The sequence below is a fragment of the Mesorhizobium sp. M1D.F.Ca.ET.231.01.1.1 genome, from assembly GCF_003999155.2.
Taxonomy (GTDB): domain Bacteria; phylum Pseudomonadota; class Alphaproteobacteria; order Rhizobiales; family Rhizobiaceae; genus Mesorhizobium.
Genome location: NZ_RZOZ02000009.1, coordinates 19,167 through 32,560, shown reverse-complemented (window position 1 = coordinate 32,560; position 13,394 = coordinate 19,167). Strand labels below are relative to the sequence as shown.

At 63.6% G+C, this 13,394-nt stretch carries 15 protein-coding genes; 6 read left to right on the top strand and 9 right to left on the bottom strand.

Annotated elements, in window-relative coordinates:
* Positions 1 to 6 precede the first annotated feature (6 nt).
* A complete protein-coding gene (locus EN874_RS22285; protein ID WP_127427309.1) occupies positions 7 to 2,745 on the bottom strand; it encodes a DUF2339 domain-containing protein in 2,739 nt (912 codons plus the stop codon).
* Between EN874_RS22285 and EN874_RS33780 the strand changes: the two genes are divergently transcribed.
* Positions 2,744 to 2,905 carry a hypothetical protein gene (locus EN874_RS33780; RefSeq protein ID WP_168247551.1) on the top strand — a complete coding sequence of 54 codons (162 nt, stop codon included), beginning with the start codon at positions 2,744 to 2,746 and terminating at the stop codon, positions 2,903 to 2,905. The genes EN874_RS22285 and EN874_RS33780 overlap by 2 nt on opposite strands.
* 87 nt (positions 2,906 to 2,992) lie before the next feature.
* Positions 2,993 to 3,457 (top strand): NUDIX domain-containing protein, encoded by a 465-nt coding sequence (locus tag EN874_RS22280; RefSeq protein ID WP_127427308.1) that lies wholly within the window; start codon positions 2,993 to 2,995, stop codon positions 3,455 to 3,457.
* 9 nt (positions 3,458 to 3,466) lie between these two features.
* Here the strand turns inward: EN874_RS22280 and recO are convergent, their stop codons facing one another.
* Positions 3,467 to 4,219 carry a DNA repair protein RecO gene (recO, locus tag EN874_RS22275; RefSeq protein WP_127427307.1) on the bottom strand — a complete coding sequence of 251 codons (753 nt, stop codon included), beginning with the start codon at positions 4,217 to 4,219 and terminating at the stop codon, positions 3,467 to 3,469.
* Between the two features lie 99 nt (positions 4,220 to 4,318).
* On the opposite strand from recO, the gene EN874_RS22270 reads away from it, so the two are divergent.
* Entirely contained in the window at positions 4,319 to 4,597 is a 279-nt protein-coding gene (locus tag EN874_RS22270; protein ID WP_127427306.1) for a DUF1778 domain-containing protein, read from the top strand.
* Positions 4,594 to 5,121, top strand: coding sequence for a GNAT family N-acetyltransferase (locus tag EN874_RS22265; protein WP_127427305.1), 528 nt, complete (start codon positions 4,594 to 4,596; stop codon positions 5,119 to 5,121). Before EN874_RS22270 ends, EN874_RS22265 begins: the two co-directional genes overlap by 4 nt.
* A 162-nt stretch (positions 5,122 to 5,283) precedes the next feature.
* On the opposite strand, the gene EN874_RS22260 is transcribed toward EN874_RS22265, so the two are convergent.
* Positions 5,284 to 6,957, bottom strand: coding sequence for a winged helix-turn-helix domain-containing protein (locus tag EN874_RS22260; protein ID WP_127427304.1), 1,674 nt, complete (start codon positions 6,955 to 6,957; stop codon positions 5,284 to 5,286).
* Positions 6,958 to 7,172: 215 nt separating this feature from the next.
* On the opposite strand from EN874_RS22260, the gene EN874_RS22255 reads away from it, so the two are divergent.
* Positions 7,173 to 7,370 carry a hypothetical protein gene (locus EN874_RS22255; RefSeq protein WP_127427303.1) on the top strand — a complete coding sequence of 66 codons (198 nt, stop codon included), beginning with the start codon at positions 7,173 to 7,175 and terminating at the stop codon, positions 7,368 to 7,370.
* A 287-nt stretch (positions 7,371 to 7,657) separates the two neighbouring features.
* Here EN874_RS22255 and EN874_RS22250 read toward each other — a convergent pair whose 3' ends face one another.
* On the bottom strand, positions 7,658 to 9,331 hold the full coding sequence (locus tag EN874_RS22250) for a winged helix-turn-helix domain-containing protein (protein ID WP_168247550.1): 1,674 nt from the start codon (positions 9,329 to 9,331) through the stop codon (positions 7,658 to 7,660).
* A 90-nt stretch (positions 9,332 to 9,421) separates the two neighbouring features.
* Between EN874_RS22250 and EN874_RS22245 the strand changes: the two genes are divergently transcribed.
* The gene (locus EN874_RS22245) at positions 9,422 to 9,775 is read left to right on the top strand and encodes a hypothetical protein (RefSeq protein WP_127427301.1); all 354 of its coding nucleotides are present in this window, start codon (positions 9,422 to 9,424) and stop codon (positions 9,773 to 9,775) included.
* 117 nt (positions 9,776 to 9,892) lie between these two features.
* Here the strand turns inward: EN874_RS22245 and era are convergent, their stop codons facing one another.
* The 5 genes from era to EN874_RS22220 all read right to left on the bottom strand — a co-directional run bounded on the left by era (position 9,893) and on the right by EN874_RS22220 (position 13,355).
* Positions 9,893 to 10,825, bottom strand: coding sequence for a GTPase Era (gene era, locus EN874_RS22240; RefSeq protein WP_127427300.1), 933 nt, complete (start codon positions 10,823 to 10,825; stop codon positions 9,893 to 9,895).
* Positions 10,810 to 11,526 carry a ribonuclease III gene (rnc, locus tag EN874_RS22235; protein ID WP_127427299.1) on the bottom strand — a complete coding sequence of 239 codons (717 nt, stop codon included), beginning with the start codon at positions 11,524 to 11,526 and terminating at the stop codon, positions 10,810 to 10,812. Before rnc ends, era begins: the two co-directional genes overlap by 16 nt.
* Before the next feature lie 4 nt (positions 11,527 to 11,530).
* Positions 11,531 to 12,280, bottom strand: a complete 750-nt coding sequence (lepB, locus tag EN874_RS22230; protein ID WP_127427298.1) for a signal peptidase I — start codon at positions 12,278 to 12,280, stop codon at positions 11,531 to 11,533.
* 80 nt (positions 12,281 to 12,360) lie between these two features.
* The gene (acpS, locus tag EN874_RS22225; protein ID WP_127427297.1) at positions 12,361 to 12,774 is read right to left on the bottom strand and encodes a holo-ACP synthase; all 414 of its coding nucleotides are present in this window, start codon (positions 12,772 to 12,774) and stop codon (positions 12,361 to 12,363) included.
* Entirely contained in the window at positions 12,771 to 13,355 is a 585-nt protein-coding gene (locus EN874_RS22220; RefSeq protein WP_127427296.1) for a DUF2062 domain-containing protein, read from the bottom strand. The genes acpS and EN874_RS22220 overlap by 4 nt, the downstream gene beginning before the upstream one ends.
* Positions 13,356 to 13,394 lie beyond the last annotated feature (39 nt).

Genomic DNA, 13,394 nt, shown 5'->3' with positions numbered 1-13,394 from the left:
CTAGCTTCATCTCTCTCTCACCGCTCGCGTCAAAAGCCTCTGATAGAAAAGTCCGATGCCGATCAGCACGGCACCAAGGCCGATAAACGACAGCGCGCGCAGCACGCCTTCCAGCTCCGACATGTCGAAGAGGAAGACCTTCAGCACCGCGACCGCGATCAGCACGGCCGACGCAATGCGCAGCACCTGCGACCTCAGCCAAACGCCGGCGGTGAGCAGCGCCACGCCGATGACCAGCCAGAGCGCCGAATAGGTGTAGGTCTCGAACTGGCCGAGGCCGCTCCACAGGCCGATGAACTCGCCCTTGAACAGCCGTCGCACCGACAGCGTCGCATAGGCGAAGGCTAGCAGCGAGGCGACCAGCGCCAGCATCGCGGCGAACCATCGCGGGCGCTTGTCGCGGACGTATAGCGCCAGCGCGCCGGCGGCGACAGCCGGCAGCAGATAGGCGAGGAACAACAGGTTGAACACGGGGATGGTGCCGGTCGATTCGTCGGTCAGCAGCGGGTTCAGCACCGCGAAATGCCGGATGACGATGAAGGCGACCGAAAGCGCGCCGGCGGCCATCGAGCCATAGCGCAGCACCGAGCTCGGCGAGCGCATGTCGATGGCAACCAGGATCGCGCCGGCGCCGAGCGCGATCAGCGTGTAAATCGCCTGTTCGCCGAGCGTAACGGCGCCGGTGTCGATGACGCCGCCATGCATGGCGTGGCGCACCAGCATCGCAACGGCAAGCAGCGCAAACAGTGCTGACGCCGCCTCCATGGCGAGACGCGGCCTTCCATTGGTGGTGCGAGCGAGCTGCCAGGCGGCAAAGCCGAAGGCGAGCGCCGGCACGCCGTAGCCAATCAGCAGCCAGTTGAAGACCGGCGTTCTCGACAGTGTCGCCGCGCCGACGATGGTCGGGTCGAAGGCGACGCGACCGAGCACGGCAACCGCGGCACCCACCGCTATCCAGCCAAGCACCGGATAGGAGCGCCAGCGCGTCGCAAGCGCAGGCACGATGGCTGCGGCGCCAAGAAGCGCGGTCGTCCAGCCGGAACCAAAGGCCATGTGCAGCATCAAAAGGCCAGCGACGCCGGCGCCGGCAAGCGCGAAGGAGACGGCGGGGCCGCCGCCGAGCGGCGGCTCTTCGCTGCGCGCGATCCACTCGCCGCCGGCGGCAAAGACCAGCCCCAGAAGCAGCCCCGGCAGCGCATAGCCGAGGTCGCGGTCGATATCGCCGAAGGTGAGCCAGAGCGCCGTGAGCACGACCAGCGGCGCAATGACGCCCCATGCCGCCCATGACGCGGCAAGGGCGGGCGCGGCAGCCGCAAAGCGGCGCGCGGCCCAGAAGCCGGCCCCGATGAAGACAAGGGCGAGCGCGATGCCGAGGCGGAAGGTCAGCGTGTCGGATGTCGCCAGCGGCTCGGCGCCCAGGCCGACATCAAGCGCGTCGGCGCCGATGGTGGCGGGCGGAATAATGCCGAGATAGATCAGCACCGTCGCCAGGCCGGCGGCGAAGACCAGCGGCAGCGCGCGCGGCCGGTAGAGCGCCACCGCCACGAGCGCCGCGAGCAGCAGCGCGCCATGCAAGGCGTCGCCCGCCTTGGCAAAGACCGGATCGACCGACAGCCCGAGCGCGGTCAGCGCAACGAAGAAACCGGGCGCGATCGAAGGCCAGTCGAAGCCAGACTCCGCCTCGTCGCGCCGACTGAGCCAGACCAAAGCAAGCACGGCGAGCGTGGCCAGGCTGACGAACACTACCGCGGCGAGGTTCATCTCCGGCGCATCGGTCATGTAGAGGATGGTCCAGATGCCGGTGCCGGCGAAGGCCGCCGCGACAAGCGCCTTCCAGTCGCGGATGCGGGCTATTGCGGCGGTGGCGGCAAGCACGATCGCCAGATAGACGAACAGCGCCCAGGGGTTGGGGGCTTGCGAGGCGACCAGCGCCGGCGTGACCATGGCGCCGACGAGGCCGATGCCGGCCAGCGCCAGGCCGTGGACCAGCGAGGCGGCGATAGCCGCGACGCCGATCGCGCCGAGCAGCGTGAAGGCCAGCGCCGGGCCGATGAAGCCATAAATGCCGTGCGCGGCATAGACGGTGCCGAACAGGATGAAGGCGCCGGCCGCCGTCAGGATCGACGGGATATAGGCGCCGGCAGCGCCCTGCACCGGCACCCTGAAGCCGGTGCGGCGGATGAACTCGGCGCCGGCGATCAGCACCAGGCCGAGGATGCCGGCCATGGCGAGGCGCACGCCGGGCCCGAAAATGCCGGCTTCGATGGTGTAGCGGATCAGGAACAGGCCGCCCAGCGCCAGCGCGATGCCGCCGACCCACACCGCCCAGCGCGTGCCGAGCGCGGTCTCGACATCGGTCTGGCGTGCCGCCGCCGCCGGCGGCGCAGCCTCGGCCGGCGCGGCAGGTTGCGCCGCTTCGGCCGGCTCCGTGGGTTCGGTGGGAGTCCCCTCGCCCGCTTCTTCCAGCACCTCGACCTTGGAAGCGTCGGGCGTCGCGACAGCGGCTTCGGCTGGGGCAGCCTCACCAGCCATCGGCGAAACACCGTCGGCCACTGCGGCGGGCGCCCCTGCCGGCGCGCCTTCCGTCGCGGCGCTCGTCTTGGGCGCGGGCTGCGGAACACCCGAAAGCACCAGGCTGCGCAGTGCGCCGAGCTCGCGCTCGATCAGGCCGATGCGGGTTTGCTGGCGCGAAATGATGACGAATAAGGCGATGACCGCGGCAATGGCAATCAGGCTGAAAAACATGGCGGTTCCCCTCAAAACCGTGCCAGTCGTCGCCGACAAATGCGGCAATGAGACGGCTATTGAAATCAGCGCGTTGCCGGCCTGCAAGATCGAGCATGTTTCGGCGTCGATTGCCAGCAACTTGACGCGTTGTCCAAAGGCGATAGGTCTAAACGGCTGAGACTCGGGCCGGAAAATTACCTGCCGCTGGCCGCGAAATACTCATGCTATTCTCTGACGCTCGCTGAAATTGCCAAGAGGAAGACCGATGCCGCAGCGAAGCGCGGGCCTGCTGATCTACAGGCGAACCGCCGGTGTGATGGAGTTCCTGCTGGTTCATCCCGGCGGCCCGTTCTGGGCAAGGAAGGATGAAGGCGCCTGGTCGATCCCCAAAGGGCTGATCGACGACAATGAGGATGAACTGGAGGCGGCCCGTCGCGAGGCCGAGGAGGAGCTCGGCGTCGCCATCGACGGCGACTTCCAGCCCGTTGGCAGCTACAAGCAGCCGGGCGGCAAGATCGTGATTGCCTGGAGCGTCGAAGCGGACATCGATGCGGATGCCGTCAGGAGCAATACGTTCACCATGGAATGGCCGCCAAGGTCCGGCGCCAAGAAGGAATTCCCCGAAGTGGACAAAGCCGGCTGGTTTTCACTTCCCGAAGCCGGCCAAAAGATCCTGAAAGGCCAGCGTCCCATCCTCGACGATTTTCTGGAGCGGCGAAGCGCCGATTAGATGCTCGCCCTATCCGCCGGCGATTGCCTTCACCGCCACCTGATGGCGGCGCAGCGCGGCCAGGAAGCCGGCGCGGGCGTCGGGCGGCTCGATGCCGCGCGGCTCATAGACATGTCGGGTGAAGAAGAAGCCGGTCAGCCGGAAGGCGTCCTCCAGCGCCGCCTGATCGGCGCGGAGCCCCGAGCCGCGCTGCAGGAAGGCAGGCAGCGCCAGCATCTTGTCGCGCCAGGGCTCGCCGGCGCCGCGCGAGACGGCGCGTCCGGATTTCGGCGAGACATAGGCGAGGTCCTGCCTCGAACCGGTCGCCGCGCATTGGCTGAGATCGAGGCCGAAGCCGAGCTCGTCGAGGATCAGCAGCTCGAAACGCGCCACCAGCTCGCCCGCGGCATCGGCGTCGTCGAGATGGGAGATCATCACGGCCAGCGCCTCGTAGAGGCCGCCATGGGCATCGCGCTCGGGCAGGAGCCGCAGATGCGCGGCCATGGTCTGCAGCCCGTAGACGGCAACGGCGCTGTCCATCAGCCGGGCGGCGTTCATCTCGATCGCCTCGGCCTGGAAGATGCCGAGATGCTCGTCGAGCCGCGCCCGCCACAGAAGGTCGACGCGGTTGCCTGGCTGCAGCACCGGCTGCTGCTTGCGCGACCGGCCGCCGCGCACGAGACCCAGATGCCGGCCATGCGCACGCGTCATCACCTCGAGGATGGCGCTGGTTTCGCCATGCTTTCGGGTGCCGAGAATGATTCCCTCATCGCGCCATTCCATGGGCCAGAGCTTTTCACCTGTTGGGTGGCGAAATCAAGATTGGGGTTGACTGTTGTACGCATCCCGTACGTACGCTATGTTGATACAAAGGAACTCGCCATGCCTAAGCTATCCAGCGACAAAACCGAACGCTTCAACATCCGCATCCGGCCCGCGCAAAAGGCGATGATCGCCCGCGCGGCGGCGCTGTCGCACAAGGACATGACCGATTTCATCCTCGACAAGGTGCTGCCCGAGGCGGAAGCCGTGATCAAGGCGATCGAAAAGACCGAAGTCTCGGAGCGTGACTTCAAACGTATCCTCGAACTGCTCGAGCATCCGCCGAAGCCAAATGCGAAACTGCGGGCTGCCATTGCGGCTCTTCCCGATACGATATGATCCTGCCGCGATGGCAAGAGGAGCCGATCTGGAAATCGCACGATCGCGCGTCCTTTGATTGCGGCGACGAGCAGATGAATGATTTTCTGCGGCGGTTCGCCAGGCAGAGTCATGAACAGAATGCTTCGAAGACATTTTGCGCTGTCGACGGCGAGAACCCAAGCCGTATTCTTGGCTTCTATACGGTCGCACCCTCCGCCGTTGCTCATGAGCAAGTGCCCTCGGCCCTAACAAAAGGGCTGGCCCGACATGAAGTATCCGGGTTCAAGCTTGCCCGCCTGGCGACCGATTTAACCGTCGCGGGTCAAGGCCTCGGAGGTCAGCTGCTGGCGGCGGCTGCCCTGCGCTGCCTACGTGTCGCTGCCGAGAGTGGCGGTCTGCTGCTCATCATTGACGCCAAGAGCGAGCGTGCCGCGAACTGGTATCGTGGATATGGCGCCGAGCCCCTTTCGGGAAAACCGCTGACCCTCGCGATGCCGCTGGCGACTTTCGCTGCCGATCTCAGGGCCAAAGGCCTGTTGTAGTCTACATCAAGCCCGGCGTTCGTGATCGGCGAGCACTTCGTCGATCACCCGGCGCTGTCTTCCGACCTCGGCCTGGCCCAGGACGGTCCGCCCGATGAAGGGCACGATGCGCCCGACTAGGACCACTTTCTGGTCGCCCGCCTGTGCCGCGCACTGGTGGCATCACTCCGGCAAGCCCGCGATGCGCATGTGTTTGAGCCAACGGTCGAGGGCTCCGGAGGCGGTATATGACCTCTCCCACTTCTTGCGCTGTTCATGGATGGAATCGTTGGGAGAGTCCTTCAGGAAAACCGCAAGCGCTTCCCTTGCCGCCGGAACGTTTCCCAGGCAAGCGTAGATCCCCGCAAGCATGCGCTGTGCGCCGTTCGGGATTTTGGACATTTTCTGCATCGCCCTCAGCGCGGCTCCGCAATCGTCCTTTTCGTAGAGCGCCCAGCCCATCTGCCAGTTGAACCAGTCAGGGTAGAAAGGATCGACGCCCATAGCTTGCTTGATCCGATCGATCGCTTCGTCGACGCGCCCGACATTAAGCAGCGGGCTAACGCTGTTGACGAGGATTTCCGAGTTGCTGGGGTTCAGGGCGATCGCCTGATCGTACTGCGCAAGTGCCTGCTCGACCTCGCCGGCTTCGGCATGGATTTGGGCGCGGACATGATACGCCTCACCGTCGTCCGGAGCGAGCAGTATGGCCTTGTCGGCGTACTCGGCGGCCCGCTTCAATGCCTCGTCGAAGGTGTATTCCTGCCGATGCCACCCAAATACCGCGTCATCGCGATAGGCAAAGGCCACTCCCATATAGCCGAACTGCGAGTTCGGATCCGCTTCGATCGCTTTGAGGTTCAGCTGCCGAAACAGATCGTTCCCCGCGGTGGAGAAATCCTTGTCGAGCGCGGCGAGCCCCATCAGGTGATAGTGGAGCGCGCTGACTCTCTCCGCACCGCCTTTTGGCAGGCGGCGCTCGATCCTGCGCCCGACCCGATCCGCAAGCGTGCGGATGATTTCCTCCTGGACGACGAACAGATCGCCGATCTCGCGGTCATAGGTGTTGGCCCACAGATGCGAGCCGTCACGCGCATCGAGCAGCTGGGCGGTCACTTTCAGCCGGTTTCCGGCCTTCTGCTGGCTGCCTTCGAGCAGGTAGTCGACGCCGAGTTCATCTCCGATCTGCCTGACGTCGGTCGGCTTGCCGCGGTACCTGAAGCTCGAGTTCCGGGCTATGACGGCATACGTCTTGCTCCGCGCCAAGTAGGTGATGATCCCCTCGGCGACGGCATCACTCAGATATCCCTTGTCCGCGCCGGTGCTGAAGTCGTCGAAGGGAAGGACCGCGATCCTGGGCACGTCGCTCGAACGAACCGGAGCGGCTCGCCATGTTTCGGCGCCGAAGTACGCGCCGATCGCTGCGACGACGAGAACGAGCGCGGCAAGCAAGCCGCGTCGCAGGAATCGTGACTTGGCTCTTTCCGCGCTTGCAGTCGCGGCTGAACCCGCCGCATCCAACGAATCGGCGTTCAGACGGTAGCCTCGCTTGGGCAAGGTTTCCACGATCTTATGCGCGTCGTCCCGCAAGGCGCGGCGAACATCGGCAATGCATTGGGTAAGGCTGTCGTCGGTCACGAAGGTATCGGGCCAGACCGCCTGCATCAGCGCGTCCTTGGAGACGATCTCGCCCGGCCGCGCCGCGAGCACGGACAGAACTTCAGCAGACTGGCTGCGAAGTTCGACCGCTTTGCCTTCAACGGTCCGAAGTTCTCTTTTTTTCGCCAGGAAAACAAAACCGCCGAAGGTGATCATTTCGGCAGATTTCAGGTCAATTTCGGGAGCCTTTCGGGACATTTCACCCCTCCCGGCACTCTTTTTAGCTTAGCCCATCCGGCCGTCGCTTCCAAGCGATCCCAGCAGCATCGGATGGGGACGGAGGACGACATGAATTGCACCAAGCCCATCGTCGCGCTCGCTCTTTTTTCGGCAGCGCAAACGGCTGCAAAAGCGGACTCCCGCATCGCGAAACTCTGCGGCCCTGACCACGTCGGGGAGATTAGGGGATAGCAATGGAACAGTTTCTTTTAATTACCCTTCTGTTAAATTTTGACGGCACGGTAGTATCCGGCAATGATGAAAATGGTTTTCCTCCCAAGGTTTTAGTTTCAGAGGCCGAATGCAAATATCTGAAACATCAATATGAATTTTTGTGCCTCCCTGTTGGTCTTAAATATCTGTCAGCCGCTTATATCTGTGAGAGGAAATGATTATCGCTTCTGATTACAATGCTCAGACGGCCGAAAAACCCAGGCGCGGCGCGGTGATAAACGCTGCGTTGGCCAGGTCGCTCAAACGCCGGCGCAAGACCAGGGTTACCCAGGACGGCCCGCCCGATGAAGGGCACGATGCGCCCGACTAGACCGAGGTTTCCTGGCAGGGACCGTTCAGGACTTTCTCCATGCGGTCCCTGGTCAAAAGTTGTCGCGCTGCCCCGCCGGACTGGTAGGTCCCGAGACATTACTCGTGCCGCCCGGCGGGCCACACCGACTGCTTGTCACTCCTCCGGCAAGCCAGCGATCCGCATGTGGTTGAGCCAGCGGTCGAGGGCTCCGGGGGCGATATATACCTTCCCCCATTCCTTGCGTTCTTTGCTGATGGATTCGTTGGGCGAGTCTTTGAGGAAAACCGCAAGCGCTTCCCTTGCCTCCCGCAAGTTCCCCAGACAAGCTTGGATTCCCGCAACCATGCGCTGTGCGCCGTTCGGGATTCTCGACATTTTCCGCATCGACGCCAGCGCAGCCTCGCAATCGTTTTTTTCATAGAGCGCCCAGCCCATCTGCCAGTTGTACCAGTCTGGGTAGAAAGGATCGATGCCCATAGCTTGCTTGATCCGATCGATCGCCTCGTCTGTGCGGCCAACAAAGAGCAGCAGATTCGTACTGTGGACCAGGATATTCGAGTTGCTGGGATTCAGGGTGATCGCCTGGTCGAATTGCGCAAGGGCCTGCTCCGCCTCGCCGGCGTCGGTATGGATTTGGGCGCGGATATGGTGCGCCTCGGCGTCGTCAGGAGCGAGCAGGATGGCCTTGTCGGCGTACTCGGCGGCAAGCTTGAACGCCTGGTCACGGTTATGCTCCTGCTCGTCCCACCCGAACTGCCCGGCATTGCGATAGGACCAGGCGAGGGCGATATAGCCGAACTGCGAGTTTGGATCCGCTTCGATCGCCTTGCGGCCAAACTGCCGCAGCAACTCGTTCCCTGCGGCAGAGAAATCCTCGATCGCAGCTACCCCCTTCAGGAAATAATGGAGCGCGCTGACTCTCTCCGCACCCCTTTCTGGCAAGGGGCGCTCGATCCTGAGTCCGACCCGATCCGCAAGCGTGCGGATGATCTCCTCCTGGACGACGAAAAGATCGCCAATCTCGCGGTCGTAGGCGTTGGCCCACAGATGCGAGCCGTCACGCGCATCGAGCAGCTGGGCGGTCACTTTCAGCCGGTCTCCGGCCTTCTGCTGACTACCCTCGAGCAGATAGTCGACACCGAGTTCATCTCCAATCTGCCTGGCATCGGTGGGCTTATCACGGTACCTGAAGCTCGAATTCCGTGCGATGACGGTGTATGTCTTGCTCCGCGCCAGCTCGGTGATGATCCCCTCGGCGACGGCATCGCTGAGATAGCCCTTGTCCGCACCAGCACTCATGTCGTCGAAGGGAAGGACCGCGATCCTGGGCATGTCGCTCGAACGAACCGGAGCGGCTCGCCATGTTTCGGCGCCGAAGTACGCGCCGATAGCTGCGACGACGAGAACGATTGCAGTAACCAATCCGAGTTGCAGGAATCGTGACTTGGTTCGTTCCGCGCCAGCAGTCGCGGCTGAACCCACCGCATCCAACAGATCGGCGTTCAGCCGGTAGCCTCGCTTGGGCAAGGTTTCCACGATCTTATGCGCGTCGTCCCGCAAGGCGCGGCGAATATCGGCGATGCATTGGGTAAGGCTGTCCTCGGTCACGAAAGTATCGGGCCAAACCGCCTGCATCAGCGCGTCCTTGGAGACGATCTCACTCGGTCGCGCCGCGAGCACGGAGAGCACTTCGGCAGACTGGCTGCGAAGATCGACCATTTTGCCTTCAACGGTCCGGAGTTCTCTCTTTTTCGTCAGGAAAACAAAACCGCCGAAGGTGATCATTTCGGCAGGTTTCAGGTCAATTTCAGGAGCCTTTCGGGACATTTCACCCCTCCTGGCGCTCTTCCTAACGTACCGCATTCGGTCGTCGCTTCAAAGCGATCGCAGCGGTCACCGGATCGGAAGGAGGAAGACATGAAACCCACCAGGCTCATCATCGCTCTCGCTCTTCTTTCGGCAGCGCCAGCGGCTGCGAAAGCGGATTCCGATATCGCGAAATTCTGTGGCCCTGACCACGTCAACGAGGTTGCTTCGGCTGACGATGTCCGTGCCAACCCCGCCGGTTATTATGTGGCCAGCCTCAGGGAGCAGGTCTATGAAGGCGACCCCCGCATCATGCGGACCACGAGCGACGAGTTCTATCTCTGCACCCGACCGGCCGCGACCCCTGATATGGACACGACCAAGGCGCTCTTGCTGATGAAGGAACGTGTCGTGAAGTACCTCTTCGTGCCAGTCATTCGGCGCGACACACGTCAGCCATCCTGATGTCGCCCAAAACTGCGCAGCGATTTGGGAGAAAGCGCGTCGCCTGAATCCACTTCAGCGCGACGCGCTTTGAAAGCGCGTCTCCCGAAAGTGGGAACCGGTTTCGGGAGACATGCCTTAATGCGGAAACTCGAGCCCCATCTCGCGGTAGCGCTCGGGGTCGTCGCCCCAGTTCTCGCGCACCTTCACGAACAGGAAGAGATGCACCTTCTGCTCGAGGATCTCGGCGATCTCGGCGCGCGCCGCCTGGCCGATGGCGCGGATCGTCTCGCCCTTGTGGCCGAGCACGATCTTCTTCTGGCTGTCGCGCTCGACATAGATGACCTGCTCGATGCGTACCGAGCCGTCCTTCTTCTCTTCCCATTTCTCGGTCTCGATATGCGAGGAATAGGGAAGCTCCTGATGCAGCCTGAGATAAAGTTTTTCCCGGGTGATCTCGGCCGCGAGCTGGCGCATCGGCAGGTCGGAGATCTGGTCTTCCGGATAGTACCAGGGGCCGGAGGGAAGCGTCTCGGCGAGATGGTCGAGCAGGTCCTTGCAGCCTGAGCCCGTCAGCGCCGAAACCATGAAGGTGCGCTTGAACGGCACGCGTTCGTTCGCTGCCGCGGCCAAGGCCAGAAGCGTCTCCGGCTTGACGCGGTCGACCTTGTTGAGGACGAGCAGCATCGGCTGCTGGACGTCCTTCAGCCGGTCGAGTATGGCGTCCGCGTCGCCTCTGATGCCGCGCTCGGCGTCGATCAAAAGCACCACGACATCAGCGTCCTTGGCGCCGCCCCAGGCGGTGGTGACCATCGCCGTGTCGAGACGTCGCTTCGGCTTGAAGATGCCGGGCGTGTCGACGAAGACGATCTGCGCATTGTCGTGCGTGGCGATGCCGCGCACGATCGCGCGCGTCGTCTGCACCTTGTGGGTGACAATCGACACCTTGGCGCCGACCAGCTGGTTGACCAGCGTCGACTTGCCGGCATTGGGCGCGCCGATCAGCGCGACGAAGCCGGAGCGCGTGGCAGGCGTTTCTGAACATTCGGTGCCGGTCATGCAGCGCTCCATACGCCTTCGCGCAACAGCAACACCGCAGCGGCGGCCTGCTCCGCCTCGCGTTTGGAACGGCCGCTGCCGATGGCCGGCGCGAAGGAGCCGACCTTGACGCTGACGGTGAAAAGCGGATCGTGGTCGGGCCCCTCGCGGCCGTCGACCCGGTAGGTCGGGACGGCGCCCGACGCCGCCTGGTGCGCCCATTCCTGCAATTCGGTCTTGGCGTCGCGGCGGGCGGCCCCTATCGCCTGCGAGCGCGGCTGCCAGTAGCGATGGATGAACGCGCGGGCAGTCTCAAGGCCACCGTCCAGATAAAGCACGGCAATCAGCGATTCCAGCGCGTCGGCGCGCAGGTTGGTGCGCTTGCGGCCTTCGAGGTTGCGCACATCGGAGCCGGCGCGGACCAGTGCCGGCAGGCCGATCTCCTCGGCGATCCCGGAGAGCGCCTCGGCATTGACCAGCGCGTTGAGGCGCAGCGACAGCTCGCCCTCGGCGGCATCGGGGAACGCGGCCAGCAGCATGTCGGCCACGACAAGGGCGAGGACACGGTCGCCCAGGAATTCGAAGCGTTCGTAGTCGACGCCGGCATGGGTCGAACGCGCGCTGGCATGGGTCAGCGCGCGCTGCAGACGCTGGCGGTCGGCGAAGACGTGGCCGGTGCGCTCGACAAGCGCTTCGGCAAGCGCATCGGCGGTCAAACGCTTGGTGGCCGCCATGACTTTAGTGGACGAGATGGAACAGGCGCCCGGCGCGCATCAGCGACGGCCACTTCCAGATTTCCAGGGGGCTTGCGCCATCGGCAATCGAGAAGAAGATGATATTGGCACGGCCGACAAGGTTCTCGGCCGGCACGAAACCGACGGTGAAGCGGCTGTCGGAGGAGTTGTCGCGGTTGTCGCCCATCATGAAATAGTGACCGGGCGGCACGTCGAACTCGCGCGTGTTGTCGCCGATCGAATTGGGCGTCAGGTCGAGCGTGTCATAGGTGACGCCGTTGGGCAGCGTCTCGCGATAGACATCGACGGGGCGGTCCACCTCGGTGATGTCGGGATTGTCGATCTGGCCGACCTTTTCGCGCGGCACAGCGGTGCCGTTGATGAAGAGCTGGCCGTCCTTGACCTGGATTTTGTCGCCAGGCAGGCCGACGACGCGCTTGATGTAGTCGACGGACGGATCCGGCGGGAATTTGAACACGACCACGTCACCGCGCTTGGGCTCCGAGCCCCAGATGCGGCCGGAGAAGATGTTGGGTCCGAAAGGCAGCGAGTAGCGCGAATAGCCGTAGGCCCATTTGGTGACGAACAGATAGTCGCCTTCGAGCAGCGTCGGCCGCATCGAGCCGGACGGGATGGAGAAGGGCTGGAACAGCAGCGTGCGGATGACGAGCGCGAGCAGCAGAGCCTGGATGATAACGGAGAAGGTTTCGCCAAGCCCGCCGGATTTCTTCTGCGATTTTTCAGCCACGCTCATGTCGTCCTCGATTGTGCGTTGGTTGGTATAGAGTCTCGGCGCGCGCTGGGCAACGTCATGCCGCCCGTGGTCAGATGGAATCAATGTGGCGCTTGTTCGGCGGGCACTGCCTCGATGATCACAAAGGCTTGAGCAAGCGGAAAATCGTCGGTGATGGTGAGGTGAATCAGCGCGCGTTGGCCCTTGGGCAGGATTTTTTCCAGCCTGGCGGCAGCGCCACCGGTGAGCGCCATGGTCGGAGCGCCGCTCGGCAGATTGACCACGCCCATGTCGCGCCAGAACACGCCCTCGGCCATGCCGGTGCCCAGCGCCTTGGCGCAGGCCTCCTTGGCTGCGAAGCGCTTGGCGTAGGAAGCGGCGCGGGCCGCGCGCTTTTCGGACTTCGCCTGCTCGAACTCGGTGTAGATTCGCTGGATGAACCGCTGGCCATGCCGTTCCAGCGACTTCTCGATGCGTCTGATGTCGATCAGGTCGCTGCCGATGCCGATGATCATTCCGCGGGCACTTCCCGTCCGCCTTGTCCCGCCTTCTTGGCTCGCTCGGCTATGCGTTTCTTGCGCTGCTCACGAAACACCGTCATGCCCCATCGGGTGACGCCGTAGAACAGAAGCCCGAAGACAAGGCCGAGCGGCACGGCGCCGATGAGCATCGGCTCCAGGATGGGGTGCCACAGCTTGGCGAAGGAAAGCGTGTGCATCATTTCGCCAAGATGCTCAGGCGGCCCGTGCTTGGGCAGGCGCTCATGCAGGATGAGCTTGCCGGTCTCCCAGGACGCGCCCCACAGAAGCGGGAAGGTCAGCGGATTGCCGAAGAACACCGCGCCGAGCGCCGCCGCCACCAGATTGCCGGCAATCACCCAGCAGAGCACGGCGGCGATGACGAAGTGGAAGCCAAGCGGGAAGAAAGAGGCGAAAACGCCCGCCGCGACGCCGGCCGCGACGGAATGGGGCGTCGCCTTCAGCCGCAGGATGCGCTTGGAGAAATACTGAACGGAGCGCGAAAAGGAGCGGCGCGGCCACAGGTAAGTACGCACCCGCTCCAGGAGGCCATCAGGCTCTCGGCGTCGAAAAAGCACTCTATTTCAGTTCCTGGTCCAACACGCGCTCCCCTGCAA